At 71.2% G+C, this 17,056-nt stretch carries 10 protein-coding genes and 3 pseudogenes; 4 read left to right on the top strand and 9 right to left on the bottom strand.

The genetic code is table 11. The features are described 5' to 3' along the window. The first annotated feature begins 7 nt into the window (after window positions 1–7). The 4 genes and pseudogenes from ACWCPW_RS45880 to ACWCPW_RS45865 form a co-directional block, all read left to right on the top strand. Window positions 8–334, top strand: a complete 327-nt coding sequence (locus tag ACWCPW_RS45880) for a transposase (protein WP_449767581.1) — start codon at window positions 8–10, stop codon at window positions 332–334. Between the two features lie 210 nt (window positions 335–544). Next, a complete protein-coding gene (locus ACWCPW_RS45875) occupies window positions 545–790 on the top strand; it encodes a hypothetical protein (protein ID WP_449767580.1) in 246 nt (81 codons plus the stop codon). Further along, window positions 790–945: pseudogene (locus ACWCPW_RS45870) on the top strand (IS110 family transposase); the annotation flags it as partial. The gene ACWCPW_RS45875 and the pseudogene ACWCPW_RS45870, both read left to right, overlap by 1 nt. A 331-nt stretch (window positions 946–1,276) precedes the next feature. After that, window positions 1,277–1,594, top strand: a pseudogene (locus tag ACWCPW_RS45865) (transposase); the annotation flags it as partial. Here the strand turns inward: ACWCPW_RS45865 and ACWCPW_RS45860 are convergent. The 9 genes and pseudogenes from ACWCPW_RS45860 to ACWCPW_RS45820 all read right to left on the bottom strand — a co-directional run. Beyond that, a pseudogene (locus ACWCPW_RS45860) lies at window positions 1,522–1,821 on the bottom strand (transposase); the annotation flags it as partial. The pseudogenes ACWCPW_RS45865 and ACWCPW_RS45860 sit on opposite strands and share 73 nt — an antisense overlap. 172 nt (window positions 1,822–1,993) lie before the next feature. Continuing rightward, the gene (locus tag ACWCPW_RS45855; RefSeq protein WP_449767579.1) at window positions 1,994–3,439 is read right to left on the bottom strand and encodes an ATP-binding protein; all 1,446 of its coding nucleotides are present in this window, start codon (window positions 3,437–3,439) and stop codon (window positions 1,994–1,996) included. Between the two features lie 2,612 nt (window positions 3,440–6,051). Continuing rightward, a complete protein-coding gene (locus ACWCPW_RS45850; protein ID WP_449767578.1) occupies window positions 6,052–6,894 on the bottom strand; it encodes a hypothetical protein in 843 nt (280 codons plus the stop codon). Between the two features lie 590 nt (window positions 6,895–7,484). After that, entirely contained in the window at window positions 7,485–7,877 is a 393-nt protein-coding gene (locus tag ACWCPW_RS45845; protein WP_449767577.1) for a TniB family NTP-binding protein, read from the bottom strand. A 363-nt stretch (window positions 7,878–8,240) separates the two neighbouring features. Next, window positions 8,241–10,475, bottom strand: coding sequence for a Mu transposase C-terminal domain-containing protein (locus tag ACWCPW_RS45840; RefSeq protein ID WP_449767576.1), 2,235 nt, complete (start codon window positions 10,473–10,475; stop codon window positions 8,241–8,243). After that, entirely contained in the window at window positions 10,472–11,230 is a 759-nt protein-coding gene (locus tag ACWCPW_RS45835) for a TnsA-like heteromeric transposase endonuclease subunit (RefSeq protein WP_449767575.1), read from the bottom strand. Before ACWCPW_RS45835 ends, ACWCPW_RS45840 begins: the two co-directional genes overlap by 4 nt. A 231-nt stretch (window positions 11,231–11,461) precedes the next feature. Then, window positions 11,462–12,883: a DNA-binding protein gene (locus tag ACWCPW_RS45830; RefSeq protein WP_449767574.1), complete on the bottom strand. Its 1,422-nt coding sequence runs from the start codon at window positions 12,881–12,883 to the stop codon at window positions 11,462–11,464. A 73-nt stretch (window positions 12,884–12,956) separates the two neighbouring features. Continuing rightward, complete coding sequence (locus ACWCPW_RS45825) at window positions 12,957–15,962, bottom strand: Helicase associated domain protein (protein ID WP_449767573.1); 3,006 nt, start codon at window positions 15,960–15,962, stop codon at window positions 12,957–12,959. 211 nt (window positions 15,963–16,173) lie between these two features. Next, window positions 16,174–16,518 (bottom strand): helix-turn-helix domain-containing protein, encoded by a 345-nt coding sequence (locus ACWCPW_RS45820; RefSeq protein ID WP_449767572.1) that lies wholly within the window; start codon window positions 16,516–16,518, stop codon window positions 16,174–16,176. Window positions 16,519–17,056: the final 538 nt, after the last annotated feature.

Below are 17,056 nucleotides of genomic sequence, written 5' to 3'. Positions count from 1 at the left end.
GTCCGTCATGGAGCGCATGGGGAAGAAGAAGCCTCGGCCTCGCCGCTCGTTCACGTCGGAGTTCAAGGCCGAGATCGTCGGTCTGTGTCGGCAGGGTGACCGGTCGGTGGGTCAGGTCGCGAAGGGCTTCGACCTGACCGAGACCGCGGTCCGCGAGTGGGTGAAGCAGGCCGAGGTCGACGCGGGCGAACGCGACGGCCTGACGTCGTCCGAACGTGAGGAACCGGCCCGGTTGCGGCGGGAGAACACCCGGCTGCGGCAGGACGTGGAGGTCCTCAAGCGGGCCACGGCTTTCTTCGCGTCAATGCCAAAGTTGAGGACATCGGCCGGGTAGCGGTGCAAGAGTGGCAGGCGCCGGCGGGGTTGGCTCGTTTTTTCGCTGCCCCGCATCTTGGTGGCTTGTCCTTGATGTGCCGCCCCGCCGGTCCGGCGATCTCTGCGGTGTGGCCTGATAGAAGCGTGCCCGTTTGCCTGATTTGAGGCGTGTCCCCGTGGAGAACGACCGCCCTGCCCGCGCGTTCGTGCACCCCACCGGAGGCGACCTGTGATCGCGGTCGGCATCGACTCCCACAAGAAGACCCACACCCTCGTCGCGGTGGACCGGGTCGGCCGACGCCTGGCCCAGGTCACCGTCGACGCGACGCCCACGGGGCACACGCGAGCCTGCGACTGGCTGAGGCAGTTCGACCGGGCCCTGCTCGCCGTGGAGGACTGCAGGCACCTGACCAGGCGTTTCGAAGCCGACCTGCTGATGGCGGCCACGCCGTGGTCCGCGTGCACACCCGGCTGATGGCCGGCGCCCGCCGCTGCGCACGCGAGCGCGGCAAGTCCGACCCGATCGACGCCGAGGCCGTCGCCCGCGTCGCACTGCGCGAGCCGAACCTCCCCAGGGCCGAACTCGACGGCCCGACACGCGAGGTCAAGCTCCGGGTGGACCACCGCAGGACACTGGTCCGCCGACGCACGGCCACCGCGAACAAGCTGCGTTGGATGCTGCACGAACTCGACCCCGAACTGTCCGTGCCCTCCCGGGGCCTGCGTCGGTTGTGTGTCCTGGACGCCCTGGAGGAACACTTGACGGGCCGGGCCGGCGTGGTGGCCGAGATCGCCCTGGAACTGGTCCAGGACTGCAGGCTCCTCACCGTCCGTATCAATCGCATCGAGTCGCAACTCCGTTCACTGGTACGGGAGTTGGCTCCGGAGCTCCTGACCGTGCCGGGGTGTGGAGTGCTGGGTGCGGCGATGATTCTGGGCGAGACCGCACGCCGCCCGGTTCCGGTCCAAGGATGCGTTTGCACGCTTCAACGGCACCGCTCCCATCCCGGTCCGGTCCTCCAACAAGGTTCGGGTTCGGCTCAACCGCGGCGGCAACCGCACCATCAACACCGCCCTGCACATGGCCGCCGTCACCCAGACCCGGGGCGACGGCGAGGGCGCCGTCTACTACGCGAGGCAGCTCGCGACCGGCAAGACCCCCAAGGAAGCTCTCCGACTCCTGCGGCGGCGCATCTCCGACCGGGTCTATCGCGCTCTGCTGACCGACGAGGTCGCTCGCTCCCGGCTCCACGACATCGAACAGCCTTGCGCGGCTTGACATAGAAGCATCAAAGAGTTTTCCATCTCCAGCTCACGGACCCGGTTTTCGAGTTCCTTCAGCCTGGCGCGCTCGTCCACGGAAGAGGCCTCGTCGGTGCTCTCGCGCTCGCGCTTGTACTCCCGGACCCAGGTTCGGAGCGTCTCCGGGTGCACATCGAGTTCCCGCGCGGTCTGCGCGATCGACCGAGGGGCGGACTTCAGCGCCGGTTGAACCGCTTCCTCGCGGAACTCCGGCGTCTACGAGCCGGGACGTGCCATGGGCTGCTTTCCTCGATTCCTTACAGGACAACCCTATTGGGTCCCTGTCCGGAACCTTCGTGGCGGGGCCCACGTGCTCGAACGGCGCGAACGACCACACCGTGCGCTCCGACTCCTCCACCTCGGCCCACACGTCCGTTCAGCGTTTCCATGCCTCGATGACGTCGTCCGGTCCCCAGATCACACCGATCGGTTCGGTGGGCACGTCGGGCGCGAGCCCGGAGAGGGTGACCACGGCCAAGGCGGTACCGCCGACCGTGAAGCCGGGAACCTGGGGAGCGGCCGTGGCGAGGTCGGCCATGTCGTGGCGATCGAACGGCCCGGCCAGCCATTTGACCGACCCGACCAGGCGGACGTGCCGGGCCACAGGCGCGCGGTCCACACCCACCAGGTCGACCTCGGGGTCGAAACGTCGGTTCCACCAACCGCCGACGGCCTCGATGTCGTCCCAGGGCAACGCCCCCTCCCCGGCGGCGAGTTCGAGCGCTTCGCGTACCAGCGGTTCGACGGCGCGACCGCGCCACGCGGCCCAGCGCCGCTCGACGAGCCGGTAGGCCGCCTCGGGCCGGCCCCGCCGCACCTGTTCCTGCGCTCCGCGCAACACCGCGAGGTACAGGCGCAGATTGCTGTCCTGGACCCGGTACAGAGCGGGCTTGCCCGGCGTGGTGGAGACCGGTTCGTCCATGGCCAGGACCCGCTTCTCCTCGACCAACTTGCGCAGCAGGGGCGACAACGACCCGGAAGGGATCGCACCGCCGCGGCCGCCGGCCGTCGCGGCGATGTTCGCGTGTGTGCGGTCGCCGCCGCCCACCGCCTCCAACACCCGCCGTGCCTGGTCGGGGGCGGGGAACTCGGCCGACAGGGAGGACTCCGGCACGCCGAACACCGGCGACGCCGGGTCCGCGCACTCGTCCCGGAGAAACGAGAGCGCGGGGGTGCCGTGAGGCCAGGCACGCAGGATGCCCGGCAGGCCGCCACAGACCAGGTGCGCGTCGATGGCGTCGGCGGCCCCCAACCCGAGCGCGTCCGCGGTCTCGGCGGGATTGAGCGGGCCCAGCACGAGATTGTCCGCGCGGCCGTAGAACGGCCGGTCGTACGCGGTCAGTCGCTCCATCATGTGCAGGTCGCTGCCCAGGAGCAGCAAGAGGACGGGACGCCTGGACAACAACCGGTCCCACGCGGTCTGCAACGCTCCGTCGAAGAGCTCGTCCTGCTCGGCCAGCCAGGGCAACTCGTCGATCACCACGACGACGGGCCGATCCGGCAGAACCGCGGCCAGGGCCCGAAAGGCGTCGGGCCACTTGCCCGCGCCGCCCGAGGGCACCAGTTCGGGGTCGGCGGGCAGCGACGACTCCGCCAACTCGGTAAGAAAGTCCGCCACCGCCTCGACCGGGGAAGCCCCCTTGGTCGCGGTGAAGAACACGTACGGCACTGCGGCCGCGTCGCAGAACTCCTGCACCAATCGGGACTTGCCGACCTGACGTCGACCTCGCAGTGCGAGCGCGGCCCCGACCCCGGAGGCGGCCACACGTTCGAGGCGCTTGGTCAACAGCGCCAGCTCCAGCCGCCTACCGACAAAGGACATACGGCTCCCATCATCGAAGCGAGTATCACATCTACGTAGTCATGATCTACATAGAAGCAATCTACATCATCCCTCGAACTCACGCTTCGAAACTCAGCCGGCGCAACACGCGAATCCGGGAACGCCCACCGCGTCCCGCCCGACCACGCGCCACCAACTGCAACGCCCAGTCCCACCACCGGCACACCACCGCCCACGCGACGCCGAACACCTCCGAGGGATCGACCCCGACCCGCGCCGCCCGCCGCACCACACGGCCCACCGCCGCCGCGCCTCCACCACCTCCGGGACCTCACGCAAGTCCAGGTGTTCCGGCACGCCGTCGGCGTCCGTGTCCAGTCCCCACCGTGCGTGCCGCGCGCACGCCCGCTCCCGCCGTGCCGCGTAGCGAACCATCCGTACCGGCGTCCCGGTACGCCGCGCCGTACACAGGCGACACCCGAACGCCACCGGCCCCACCACGGCCCCACCACGGCACCGCCCACCCGCCACATCCCCCGGGGTATCCCCGCCGTGCCCCACCCGGCGACCCCGTCCTCCTCCCGACCCCAGGACGACAACGCCCGCGCGAGCACCCCCTCCTCGACCCTGCACAACTGCGCCAACGTCCGCCTCCCCGCCGCGTCGAGGATTACCTCCGCGTCCGCCCGTCGCGCCCCGCTCTCGTGCCGGGGGCGGTGGTCGACCCATCGCCGACGACCCGCCAGGGCGTCGGCGCCGGCCCGTAGAACCCGGCGACCCGACCCACGAACGACCACGTCGTCTCACCCCTCAACGGGGCAACCCGAAACACCCCCACCGGTACCAAAGCCCCCACCTCACTGTGAACCTCACACCCCACCGCACACGAAGCCCTGGGGCCGACACGGCCTCACCGGCGCATACCGAGCTGCCGTCGGCAGCGGTTTCCGCTCGCCCGACAGCGAACCACGCCGGGTGCGTCGGTCGTCGATCGGCGGCGACGGCTCGGTCGTACGGGATGGATCTGCTGCGGTGGTTCCGGTTTCTGTGGTCCGTCGGGGTGCCGTGGAACCGAGCGACGCGACTGGAGGCCCGGGACTTCTGCCGCCGACTGTTGCTGGCGGGCAAGCCGAATCTGCGCTTTGGGCGAAGGTGAAGCCTGCCGGGACGGTGCAGGCCCACAGGGCCGTCCTGGGCGACACGAAGTCGAAGAGCGGCCGAAGACCGCCGCTTCCGCGGACCGTGGTGAGCGAGACCGAGGTGTGGGTGTAGCCGGGCGGAACCGTGCAGGCATACATGTTCGGCGGGAGCGCGTTCCCCGAGGCCGCCACCGGAGCGGAGGTCTGGGCGACGCCGGTTGCCTGGGCGGCGGCCGGCATGGCGGTCACGCCGACCAACCCGGGCGGCGCGGACCGCGGTTTCGATCGCGACATGGAATTGCACTCCTGTGTGTTCGTCCACGGGACGGAACCGATGGCAGGGCCGGGACCGGGATCCGTTCCGCGCCCCGGTCGGGGCAGAGCGCACGACGGAAGTCTCACGTCGCGTTCGTACATGGGCAAGGGCCCGCGTGCCGCACCATCAGGAATCGGCCGGGCTGCGGCGGCGACCGATCGGCCGGAACCACGAGGACGACTCGCCCGGAATCGGGGTTCACCGCCGTCGACGGTCGGACGTTCCCTCCGCCTGCATGTGCCGAGTTGGCCACGTTGGCAGTGCGCGAGTCCGCTCGACTGGTTGGTCTGGTGCATCCGGGCGCGTTCGCTGAGGTGCTCCGGCTGTGGAAGGTGGCAGAAATGCCGCAGATTCTCCGCCCCGACTCACTTGCCACCCCGGAATTCAGAGATGGCCTCCGTGCGGTCGTTGCGCTTCTCGACGAGCGGCGTGCCCTTCACTGAGCGGTGGACGGCGCGCGGCGCGCACCCGCTGTCGACACCGAGAGCGTGTGGCGTCGTCGGTTCACCGACGACCACCCCGACGGCATCTGGTGCTCCGCCCCGGCTGTTTTGAAAGATCTTGTCGATTGATCATGTGTTGACCATTGGATTTGCAGGATCTGGGACTTGGGATCTTGGCTGCGTGGCCTGGGTTTTGCTGTCTTGCTCGGCTTCGTCTGACCTGTGGCCTGTGGATTTGCAGGACCTGGGACGGATGTTCGGTTCCGTTGGGAAAACCCGTGGACGGTGGACGAGATCGCCTCTCGGTGGCCGTTCGTCCTGATCGGTGTCCTTTCCGCCTCGGCGGCTGAGGCCTGGAACGCCCGGTCGACGGGTCTGGCGCGGTTGAGCCGAACCGGTGTCGCTGGCGCGGCGGTTCCTGTGGTGCCTCTCGTTCCTGTCCGGTTCCTGTCCGCGCCGATGTGAGTGGTTGTTGGTTGTGGGGTGGTGTGGGGGGTGTGGGGTGGGGTTTCGCGGTTGTGTCGGGATGGTTTTCGGGTGTAGGGCCGGCGGGGTGGGTTTCGGGGTGCGGGGGTGGGTGTTCGGGTATGGCCCGGCGGGGTTGTGAGCTGGGGTTTTCTCATTTCTGTTGGGTTTCGCGGGTGTTGTGGGATGCATCGAGATTTTGTGCAGTTCGGTTGGGGATGCCATAGGGCGGCGGCGGTTGTCCGCCCTGTTTTTGCGGGCGGTCGGGGGCCCGCAGCCCGGGGTCTTTCAGGGTCGGGTGTGGTGGCGGATCCAGGACCGCAGGAGGTCGTCGGGTCCGGGCGCCAGGTGTGTGAGTCCGAGTGTGTGGGCGGTGTGTTCGAGGAACGCGTCCGCGGCCGGGTGCCGGTCGGGTCGGGGTGTCGCCGGTAGGCGCGTACGAGCGAGGGCGCGGGCGAGGGTGACCGTTTCGGGATGGACGATCACGGGCCGGGCGGTGAGTTCCCAGGAACTGCCGTCCGTGGCCGTGTGGTCTCGGTCGAAGGTGGCAAGGCGGTGTCCTCGTGCCCGCCACCGGCCGGTGAGATACAGCTCGTGGTCGTACCACCGTGTGACGATCGCCTGTGCCCACGTGTAGGCGTTGTTCGCGTTCGGCCGCTGTAGGAGCCGCCGGTGTTCCCGGTGTGTGTGGGCGAGTTCGGGCACACCCCGGGTGTCCAGGAGCCGCGGTCGGAGCCCGCCGGTGCTCCAACACGCGTGCCGCGGGCACCACACGCGGTGGGCGGGAAGGTACGCCCGTGCCCGCGCGGTGGCGCCGCGGGTGTGGCGCAGGGTGCACCACGGGCACGCCCACGAGGGTTGTTCGTACGGGTCGGGCCGGTGCCACGCGGCGATGCCGGCCCCGGTCGCCCCGACAGTTGCCCCGACGGTGTCCGGTGTTCGGGCCGGGTTCCGGTTCCGTGGCCGTTCGAGGTGGGGGAGCGCCCGCGCAAGGTGGTGTTGGGGGACTCGGGCGAAGACGGCGAGTCGGTGTCGTGCCGCGTCGTCGAGGTGGATCTCGGTCGTGTCGGTGTCGCCGGCGCCTCGCGCGCCCGTGGTGGTGATGCCGATGCCGTCCAGCAATTCGGGCACGCTCTGCCGATACGTCGCCGCGACGCGGCCGACCCAGGAAACGGTCGACTTGTGAGGCAGGGGCGCGACACGGAACGCGCCCGATGGTGTGCCGGCCCGGTCTTGCGGCGCGGGCTCGGCGGCCGGGCCCCGCGGGTTGGTGTCGTCGTGGCGGGCGAGTCCCCCCGCTCTCGATCCCGGGATCGGGCCGGTCCCGGTCGTGTTCACGCGCCGTGTCCCATCTGTCGGGGCGGTGGCCTGCACACTCCCGCAGCAGGGCATCGGTACCGGCCTCGGGCTGTGCGGACGCCCGGGGCCGGGTCGGGTTCACGTGCCGTGTCGGTGTGCGCGGCCGCCGGTGCGGGCGCGTCCGGTGACTCGGGGCCGGTAGTGGTCCTCGGCGGTGTGGTCCAAACGAACCGCGTCGAGGCCGGTTCTGGTGATTTTCTCGGTGCCGTCGAGGATCGCTGCGATCGCGGCCTGGCGTACGAGGCGGGCGAGGCTGCCGATGCGTCCGCCGGTGCGGGCGTGGGGGATACGACGCCGCGCGGGGCAGTGTCCCCGCCCGGTGTGCCCGCAGGTCCAGACACGCCTCCATGGCCGCGACCAGGTCACGGAACGGCGTCCGCCCGCCCCCGCCGCCGAGGGGGAGGGGCCCGCGGTCGACGACCGTGGCGCGCCCGGCGAGTTGCGCCCCCCCGCACACCACTGAACAAAGCGGTCGCCGTGACGTCGATGCCCGCGTACACGAACGTCGCGCCGATGCGTTCGGTGAGGTCCTTCAACGGGTCGACGGCCTCCGCCCCCGTCGTGGTGCGTGGGTTGAGGCGGTGGATCTCGTCGATCGCCACCAGCCTCACCCCCGCCTTCCGGTAGGTGTGGCACACCGCGTCGACGATCCGCGTCTGAGTCATGCGAGCCGTGATCGGGACCCCGAGAAACCGGGCGAACTCGCCGGCAAGGGCCTTCGCGCCGGCACCGGGCGGGACCAGGACGTACGCCACCGGCACCCCCCTCCAACGCCCTTCCGCCGCGTCGGGCGGCCTCGGCGAGGTGGCACGCCCGACCCACCTGCAACAGCGCGGTGGTCTTGCCCGTGGTCGGCGGCCCGCCGGCGATCACACACGGCCGGGCGCCGGTGTCCTGGTGACGGCCCAGGATCATCAGGGTGCGCACCGTCCGCGAGATCGCGTCGATCGTCGGGGTGCGCACGAGGGCGAACCGCGAGTGATACGCCAAACGCTCCTCCATCCCGCGCTCGGCCGCGCCCGCTTCGGGCGATGTGACGGGCGGCCGGTCGACGAAGTCCCGGAACCCGTCCCACGTCACGGGCGACGGCCACCGGCCCTCCGCAGCCTCCGCGCCGGTCACCACGACTCGGCCTCGGCGTGCGCGTCGTACAACCCGAACCCGCCACCGCCCCCTCCGCCGGACACCCCACCCGATTCCGACTCCGACTCGCAGGGCGCGTCCTCGTCGAGGAACTCGCCGCCGCCGTCGAGGTCGTCCAGACTCTCCACACCAACACCGGCACCGTCGTGCGCCGCTGCGCCCGGTACGCGTCCCGGGAAGACGAATCCCGCGACGCCCTCCGAGTTCGCGGCATGCCCGTCGTGCCCGGTGCCCGCCTGCTCCACGACGCGGCGCGCCCCGGGAACCGCCCGACCCGCCGCGGTGTCCTCGCGTCCACGACTTCTTCGGCTCCCGCCGCGGGCGGGCCCCGCGGCGGGGCGGACCTCGCGCAGGAGCGCCGCGAGGACGTCCGCGAGGTCGGCTTCGTGCCGCTCACGGTCCCCGCGTCGTTCGACGTTCTCCCTCACGTGCCTCCACGCGTGGACGTCGAACGGCGCGTTCACGTGGTCGCGGTGGATCCACGGCACCTCGGCGAACTCCCCACCCGGCAGGCGTACCCACACCTGGCGGCCGTCGTGGGGGTTGTGGTGCACCTCCCACTTCCCGTCCCGGGCGGCGATCGGGGAGGCCTGGCCCCGGTACGGGCCCAGCACCTCGTGGTCGTAGGTGCGGTGGTGGAGGCGGATCCCGCGTTCGGTGACCGCCTGCCACCGCACCGGCAGCAACTCGAGGTAGTCGCCGCCGCTCAGCGGTACCGGCACGTACCCGGCGACCGCGACCAGGGCGGCCCACATCCGGTTCGGCGTCAACGCGACCCTCGGCATCACCGGATGTCGCAGCCCTTCGTGCGGGCGCTGGTGCCAGTGCACGAGCCACTCGTCGAGCAGGTCCTGCAACTGGGCGACGCCGAAGCACGCCTCACGCTCGACGTTCCTGCCGCGTCGGCCGGCGTCGGAGCCGGTGTATCCGGGAAGGTGTCGACAGAACAGGGTGTTGATCGATCCGAAGGTGCGCTCGACGATGCCCTTCGCCGTCGGCGCGTACGGCGGAGCCGGCTGCACGCTGATCCCGAGCGTCTCGCACGCGGCGGTGAACGCCCCCGACAGGAAGACCTTCCCCCGGTCCACGACGATCGTCTCCGGAACCACGACCGGCCGCGCCGCCGCGCCTTCGAGGCGCTCGTCCAGCGTCATCAGCCGATCGCGCGAGAGCAGCCGGGCGTGGGCGAAGCGCAGCGCGTCGGGCCAGGTGGGCCGGGCCGGGTGTGGCACCGCCATCTCCGCCAGCAACAGCGCCGCGTCCACCGCCCTGGTCCCGCCCGGACACAGCACCGCCGCCAGAATGGCCCGGGTGGCGACGTCGACGGCGATCGTGAGTTCGGGCCGCCCCACCGTGCCGTCCTCGAACAGGGCCAGGACGTCGAGACGCGTGGTGTCGATCTGCACCTGTTCCCCGGGCCGCAACGCCACCGTCGGGGTCAATCCCCGCCCGTCCTCGGTGATCGGGGGATTGCGGACGGGACGTCCCGGATGGTCGACGGGATGAGCGAGCCGGCCGACGAGTCGATAGAACGTGGCCGACGACGGCACCACCACCGCATCACCGTGCCGCTCCTCGAGGAGTCGCGCGACCAACGGCATCAAACCCTTGACGGTCCCCTTGGAACGCCCCCGCTGTCCGCGGAGCACATCCCGGATTGCGGCCACCACGCGCTCGTCGGTCCGCCCCACGCCACCAGGACCACGCGTCGTGCGGTGGTCGACCAGGCCCCACAGGCCCTGCCGCCGATACCGGCCGCGCATGCGCTGCACCGTCGTCCGCGACACCCGCCCGAAACCCAGCGCCGTCAACTCCTCGGCCTTGGCACGCTCCCGCTCGGCCAACGTCCACCGCGCCGGGTCGTACTCCGGCCGCACCGCCCCGCCACCGTCGGGCCCGCCCACACGGCCGCACTCCACCTCACGGATGTGCCGCTGCCACGCCAACGCCCTCTCCCGCGCCGCGGCCGGGGCGGTCTCGAACAACCCCCACCGCGGCACCCCCTGCGGCTGCCCGACCTCCACGCCCAAGACCGCGAAGTCCGGATCGGCGAACAGGTACCCGGCCAACACCACCTCGTCGTCCCCGCTCTCACCGACCAGATGGAAGCACTGCCCGGACAGCGCGACGACCTGCCACCGAGCTCCACGGAACCGCACCCGCGCCCCCACCGCGACCACCAGGCGTTCACCCCGCCGCTCCCTGCTCACTCCGCCTCCCCACACGCAGTGGCGCCTCCGCTGCCCGACATCGGAGCGTTGACCAGGACGCGTTCGTGCAACGGCTCGTCCAGCGGCGCCGTCAGCCGGCCGTGCCACAGGGCGTGGAAGGCGCAGGGGAGGACTTCGATCGGGTCGCCGACCGCTTCGACGCCCTCGATCAGCGGCCGCGGCCGTGTGAACGCCTCGAGCACCGAGGCCATCAGGCCCGGACGGCCCCCGTTGCGGGGATGCCGGTAGCCGGCCAGCCAGCGCACGTTCGCCGCCGACACCGGATCCGGCGGCTCCAACCGCCGGTAGACCCAGCCGACCCGCGTACACGCCTCGGCCATCACCGCCGCGGCCTGCAGGGCCCGTTCACCGCCCGCGTCGGCGCGACCGGGGCAGTCGGCCAGCAGCGCGGTGCCGTCCGCGTACCGGACGAAGAGCTGTGGCACCCACGAGCGTGCACGCCCGTCCACCGCGTCGCGCCACCACAGCCGCACCGGCCGCCCCGCCAAACCCACCACCCGCGGATCACGGTCCAACACCATCAACCGTGTGCGCATCGCGTTCGACCCCGCCGGCACATGCCGCCCCGTGGTCGACGACCACCACAGCCCCGGCCCCCACCGCCGTCCCGGCACCACCGGGAACGCCGACACCGGACCCAGGTCCTCGAACGCCACCGCCAACACCGCGTCCGCCCACCGCTGCCGCACCAACCGCCCCACAGGGTCGACGAACTCCGCCTCGAAAGCAGCCACTTCAGCTTCCACCGAAGCCCGAACCCCCACGACGAACCGCTCATCCATGCCCGCAGTCAAGTACGCGAGAACCCGTCAGAAAGACAGAGAACGTCGCTACCACACGAACGAGCGCACCCCCGACGAACATCCCACGCACACGCCGAGTTCGTGATAGACGCCGTGCCGCACCCGGCCCACCCCGCTCCTACGCGCCGACCACTCGGCCAGACCCCGTCCTTGGCCCCGCGCCTACCCGTCGTCGCCCTCGTCCCGGCCGGCCGCGAGCACGTCCGTCAACTCCGCGGCGGACAACCCCGCCCATCCGGCCACGTCCTCCAAAGGCACCCCGGCGTTCAACGCCGCGACGGCGGTTCGGCACAAAGCCCGCTCGAGGAATCCGACACCCCGGGAGAGGTTCCCCAGCAGGTGTCGGGCCGCGTCCGCGGTGCTCCCGGTCTGCGCCCCGCGCAACTGGAGCAACTGCTCCTCCGCTTCCCCCACGAGCTCGCCGATCAGCGCGCGTTCCTCCGCCGGCACCATCGCGCGCCACAGCGTCCCCGAACCGCCCACCCTCCGCTCCTTGCCCAGCGACCGCAGCAGCGCGGCCGTGGTCGCCGGCCGATCCTCCTGCCGCACCCGCCACGGATCGTCCACCCACCCGAACCCGACATCCGAACCCACACCGGGACCCGACCCCGCTCCTGCGCGGCGCCCGCGGATGACGGCGCCCATCCACGCGATCAGAGGGCCGCCGTAGTCGACCGCGACCACCGGCCCCAACCACGGCCGCCCGACCCGTTCCCCCAGTTCGCGGCAGAACGCCCCGTCCACCCGCAACATCCGAGGCCGCCCGGCACCGCCGTCGCGCCACAACCGCTCGACCATCGCCGGATCCAGCAGCGCGTCCGCCACCGCGACCACCTCCGGAAAGACGACCGCGTCCCGCCCGACCACGCGCCACCACTCGAAATCGCCCCCGGCGTCCCCGCCCGCGACCGCGCGCAGCCGCTGCGGCCGGATCTCCTCCCGCTCCCAGACCGGCGCCGACTCCCACCACCGGCACACCACCGCCCACGCGATGCCGAACACCTCCCCGGGATCGATTCCGGCTCGCACCGCCCGCCGCGCCACACCCGCCCACCGCCGCCGCGCCGCGACCACCTCCGGCACCTCGCGCAAGTCCAGGTGTTCCGGCACCCCGTCGGCGTCCGCGTCCAGGCCCCACCGCGCGTGCCGCACGCACACCCGCTCCCACCGCGCCGAGTGCCGAACCACCCGCACCGCCGCACCGGTACGCCGCGCCGCACACAGCCGACACCCGAACGCCACCGGCCCCGCCACCGCGCCACCCACCCGCCACAACCCCCGCGGCACCCCGGCCGTCCCCCACCCGACGACCTCCTCCTCCCTGCCCCAGGACGGCAACGCCCGCCCGAGCACCTCCTCCCCGACCCCGCACAACTCCATCAACGCCAGCCGCCCGGCCGCGTCGAGGACCACCTCCGCATCGGCCCGCAGCCCCCCGCCCCGGTGCCGGGGACGGTGGTTGAGCCACCGCCAGTGCCCGGCCAGAGCGTCGGCTTCCAGCCCGTAACACCCGGCGACCCGGCCCATGAACGACCACGTCGTCTCACCCCCGACCGGAGCGACCCGAAACACCCCCACCGACACCGAAACCACCCCTCGATCTCACTGCGAACCTCACACTCACCGAACCCGAGCACCCCCGAACGACAACCGCGGTTCACCAGCGCATGCCGAGTTCGGTGAGCAACCGCATCCGCACCTCGTTCAGCGAACTCCGGCGGGTGCGTTGGTTGTTGACCCATTTGCCGAGCCGCACGTCGACGACTCCGGCTCCGTCCTCCGCGCCGCCGTCGGCCCCGGCCGCGGTCTGCGTCGTCACGGTCTCGACGTGCGCGCGGGGCACTTCGAGGTCGCCTTCGCGTTGGCGGTAGGCAACGGCCGCGGCGAACGCGGTCTCCCACGCACCCCGACCACGCCGGTGCGCCCGAGCCCCGCCGACGTCGCCACCCACCGGCGCATCAGCCTCGACCACGCCGTTCCCGGCCCCGCCGGCCTCCTCACCGCGACTTCCCGCGCCACCGCCTCCGACAGCCTCCGCCACACCACCCGCCGCTGCGCCGGGTTCAGTTTCGGGGGCGATGCCGAGTTCTCGGAGTTGCTCGAGTTGTCCGGCCCGAAGCCTCGCCTGCGCGGCGGGCTTGGCGTGCCGCTGCGCCCAGGTGCCGATGTCCTGTCCGCCGGCGATGTGTCCGGGCGTCAGCTCGTCGAGGCTGCCGCCCCATGCCAGGTGCAGCCGTACTTCGTTGGCGGCGCGTTGCCATGCGATCGTCCATCCGTCGGGGCGCCACCACGGGTCCAACTCACGGAGCGCGACCTCTCGTTCGGGATGTGCCTCCAGGACGCCGTGGCGCCGCTGGTTCGCCAACCACTGACCCACCCGTACGCCGTCCTGCACGGCGTTCTGTGGTGCGGCGAGGTGCCCCACGCGTTCGAGGTACCGGCGGGCGACGGCGAGTCCGTCGTCGAAGGCCGCGTCGGGGTGCGACCACACCATCCCGAGCATCACGAGCTTGCGCACCCGGTCCTTGTGCAGGCGTCCCGCGGCGTACTCGCGTCGTTGGACCGCGGCCCACTGCCCGACCGGATACTCGTGGTCGTGCCCGTCCCGCGTATCGAGCGGAATCCTCAAATGGCCGTGTGTCCGCAGGAAGCGCCTGGCGGCGAGGTAGCCGCGGATCCAGTCGCGTTCGTCCGGGTCGATCACCCGCAGCCGCACGAAGTCCGCCACCACCGCCGGGTCACGCGAGCTGGAGAACCGCAGGAACGGCCGCGTCTCCACCCCCGGGCCTGCGCCCGGCCCATCCGTGCCCGCAGGCTCACCCGGACCCTCCACGGCCCCACCATTGCCCGCGGTGGCCTCGGTTCCGGCTTCAGCGGCACCGCCGCTCTGCTCGTCGGGTGCGTCGTCGACGGCCGCCCGTGCCGCGTTGCGTGCGGTGGCCTGGGGGACAGCGAGGGCTTCCACGAGTTCCGGGGCGTGGGCCCTCAGGGCCTCGAGCACGGTGACCAGGTACCGGTGCCCGTCCGACAGCAGCATGTCGTCGGGGTGTTCGTGGTCGTCGAGGAAGACGGGGACGACGATCCCGGCGACCTTGCCCTGCCCCGGTTGCTGTCGCAGGGCCCTGCCCACAGCCTGGGTAATACTGACAATACTTGACATTTCGTCGAAAATAGCCACGGCATCCACGGCCGGACAATCGATGCCCTCCCCGAGGATCCGTACGTTCGCCACCACGGACAGGTCACCCGGTGTGCCGGGTTCGGCGAACCGGCCGAGGACGCGCCGCCGGTGCTCGGCGGGGTGTTCCCCGTGCAGCCACTCGGCCCGTACGTGTGTGGGCGCCTGGTCCGGGAGCTCGGCGCGCAGCCGCCGTCCCACGGACGGCAGTCCGAGTGCGAAGGCTTTGGCCTCGGCGACGCGGTGATGGAACGTGATGACCGTACGCAGCTTGTTCTCGCGCGCGGTCTTCAACAGCGCGGTCTGCAACGCCGCGAGCCGTTTCCCACGCCAGGCCTCGACCAGCCTCGGCGCCTCGGGGCTCTCGTCGTCGAGGGCTTGGCGCGCGTCGCGCCGGGCCTGGTTCAGCTCCTTGTCCTTGACGTCCGCCACCAACACGACGAACCTCGCCAAAAGACCGCGACTGACGCTCGCCGCGAGTCCCAGTTCGAAGATCCTCGGGCCGTAGATCTCGGTCGAGTCCATGGACACGGCGAGTTCCTCGGGGAGCGCGGGAACCCGCAGGAGCCGGGCCGGCCGGGTCCGCGCCGCCTCACCGCCGCCGGTGTCGTCGCCCCCGTCCTCATCTGACGCCACGTCAGACGAAGTGGACATTTCACCGGCTTCGTTGACCGCTTCGGCTTGCAGTTCCGGCGAGAAATAATCTTCCCCCGGATCGAAGTCGAGCGCGATGTCGTCGGGGATCGGAGGAAGTCGAATGTGAGATTCGGTGTGAGGTTCGGCGCCGTCTCCCTCCCCGGGGCCGGGACCGGTCTCGAAGAGCGTCTCCTGACCACCCGCACGCCCACCGCGACCCTGCGCCGCCTCGCTCCTCCTACGCCTGCGCCGACCCTTGAACGGTTCGTAGATGCGGGGTGTGGCGGTCATGTAGAGCCGCCGTCGTGCCGGGACGAGGGTGTTGTCGTGGATGTCGGTCCAGGTCTTGTCGACGTGTCCGGCGGCTCTGTGGGCCTCGTCGCACAGCACCAGCGCCCAAGGACTGAGAGCGGGAATTCCGTAGGGCCCGGTGTGCGCGTGAATCACGGCACCGAGCGAGGCGTAGGTACCGAACACCGTGTAACGAGCGTGTTGTTGGGCCCACAGGGCGAGGCTGGGCCCGCTGGTGGTGGCGCGTACCCCCGCTGCGCCGAGTGCGGTGTCGCCTTCGAGGGAGCAGACGGCGAGCATGGGTTCGTGGTGTCCGAGGGTGCGCCAGGCTGTGACGGTCTGGGTGAGCAGGTCGAGGGTGGGGACCAGGACGAGGGTGCCGCCGGCGGGGGCGAGGCGCCTGGCGGTCTCGGCGGCGATGAGGGTCTTGCCGGTGCCGGTGGCGGACACCAGGAGCCCGCGGTTGCCCCCGGGTCGCACGGGGCCTTCCAGGCCGCGTACGGCGGCGTCGACGGCTTCGATCTGGTGCGGCCGAGGCCGTGGTGCGAAATCGCGCACCGGCCCTCCTCGTCATGCCTCAGGAATACCCGACGTGGTACTCGCTTCACATCAAAGTCTACCTGCGAAATTTTTGAGTCACATGAACCTCGAAGTCACCGAGCAGCCTCGAATGAATGAAATCGTGGACGACGACGGTCACGCGTCGATCCGTCCGCCGAATCCGCGGCCCGGGTTCGGGCGGGGGAGGGGAGCGGCCTGCCGCCCCGCCTCACTCCGGCACGCCCAGTTTCCCCAGTCGCGCGCGGATCGCGCTCGGTTGGCGATCGAAGCGCCGGGCGAGTTCGTCGATGCCGTGGCCGGCGGCGTGGAGTTCCAGGAGCAGTTGCTCGTCCTCGGGGGTCCACCGCTGGTAGGCGTTGCCGTGCCGTTTGCGGATCTCTTCCACGGAGTACGCCTTGCCCGCGGCCTCGTCCACGCCCGACGCCGGTCTCCCGGCGTTCGTGTTCGTGTCGGGGGCGGCGATCAACTCCACCGAACCCAGCGAGGCGGAAGGGAAGTCGCACACCTCGACCCCCTCCAGCCGGAACGTGGTGGTGCCGTCCTCGAAGGTCAACAGGTCCGCGTGAAGGTCGAGTTCGCGACAAGTGGCATCCGCGTCCGCGGGGGCGACGACGAACTCCTTGAAACGCAGACAGAATACGCGCCGGGCATCGATGCGGTCATGACAAAACGATGCCGGCCCGACCCACCACCCCGGCAACCCCCACCTCGCCGACGACGCCAACCGATCCGCAACGCGGATCGGTTGCTCCCCGCAACGCGGGGAGCCCACACTCCCCCACGCGAGGAACACCCCGCAACCGCAACCCACTTCGCGCTGCCGCCGGGCCGCAACGCGGCCCCGGTCCGATCCGCAACGCGGATCGGACGCCTCCCGCAACGCGGGAGGCCTTCACTCCTTTCGATCCGCAACGCGGATCGAGCTCCCCGCAACGCGGGGAGCCTCCGGGGGCGCAACGCGCCCCCGCGAGCCGCAACGCGGCTCGCTTCACTCGCAAGCCGCGCAGCGGCTTGGGGACCCGCTCCCCGGCGATCGGAAAACCACACATCTGAAAACCATTCACAGGCAATTATATCTCTTATTCCGTGTT

The organism is Embleya sp. NPDC001921 (assembly GCF_053594475.1).
The sequence above is the reverse complement of the archived record's forward strand: the minus strand, read 5'-3'. Positions and strand labels throughout refer to the sequence as shown.

Excerpts from the sequence above, each read along its gene's own strand:
- ACWCPW_RS45880 (WP_449767581.1), top strand. The coding sequence starts at position 8 with ATGGAGCGCATGGGGAAGAAGAAGCCTCGGCCTCGCCGCTCGTTCACG.
- ACWCPW_RS45855 (WP_449767579.1), bottom strand. The coding sequence starts at position 3,439 with ATGTCCTTTGTCGGTAGGCGGCTGGAGCTGGCGCTGTTGACCAAGCGC.